This window comes from Haloechinothrix alba, assembly GCF_900188115.1.
Classification (GTDB): Bacteria; Actinomycetota; Actinomycetes; order Mycobacteriales; family Pseudonocardiaceae; genus Haloechinothrix; species Haloechinothrix alba.
This window is the reverse complement of record NZ_FZNW01000080.1, coordinates 1-1,036: the sequence shown is the minus strand read 5'-3', so window position 1 is coordinate 1,036 and position 1,036 is coordinate 1. Positions and strand designations below refer to the sequence as shown.

The 1,036-nt window shown below is 56.9% G+C and carries 1 rRNA gene; it reads left to right on the top strand.

Features of this window, described 5'->3' with window-relative positions:
- Window positions 1-1,036: ribosomal RNA gene (locus tag CHB84_RS22205) — 23S ribosomal RNA — on the top strand; the annotation flags it as partial.

The following is a 1,036-nucleotide window of genomic DNA, read 5'->3' as shown; positions in this document are numbered from 1 at the left end:
GAGCGACTGTTTACTAAAAACACAGGTCCATGCGAAGAAGCAATTCGATGTATATGGACTGACGCCTGCCCGGTGCTGGAACGTTAAGAGGACCCGTTAGCTCCCCTCGAGGGGGCGAAGCGGAGAATTTAAGCGCCAGTAAACGGCGGTGGTAACTATAACCATCCTAAGGTAGCGAAATTCCTTGTCGGGTAAGTTCCGACCTGCACGAATGGCGCAACGACTCTCCGGCTGTCTCAACCACAGGCCCGGCGAAATTGCACTACGAGTAAAGATGCTCGTTACGCGCGGCAGGACGGAAAGACCCCGGGACCTTTACTACAGCTTGGTATTGGTTTTCGGTTCGGCTTGTGTAGGATAGGTGGGAGACTAGGATATCTCGACGCCAGTCGGGGTGGAGTCATCGTTGAAATACCACTCTGGTCGAATGGAGAATCTCAACCTCGGACCATGATCTGGTTCAGGGACAGTGCCTGGTGGGTAGTTTAACTGGGGCGGTTGCCTCCCAAAGAGTAACGGAGGCGCCCAAAGGTTCCCTCAGCCTGGTTGGAAATCAGGTATCGAGTGCAAGTGCACAAGGGAGCTTGACTGTGAGACCGACGGGTCGAGCAGGAGCGAAAGCTGGGACTAGTGATCCGGCACCACCTGGTGGAAGGGGTGTCGCTCAACGGATAAAAGGTACCCCGGGGATAACAGGCTTATCTTGCCCAAGAGTCCATATCGACGGCATGGTTTGGCACCTCGATGTCGGCTCGTCGCATCCTGGGGCCGGAGTTGGTCCCAAGGGTTGGGCTGTTCGCCCATTAAAGCGGCACGCGAGCTGGGTTTAGAACGTCGTGAGACAGTTCGGTCCCTATCCGCCGCGCGCGCAGGAGACTTGAGGAAACCTGTCCCTAGTACGAGAGGACCGGGACGGACGAACCTCTGGTGTGCCAGTTGTCCCGCCAGGGGCACGGCTGGTTAGCTACGTTCGGAAGGGATAACCGCTGAAGGCATCTAAGCGGGAAGCCCGTTCCAAGATGAGGTCTCCCACCCC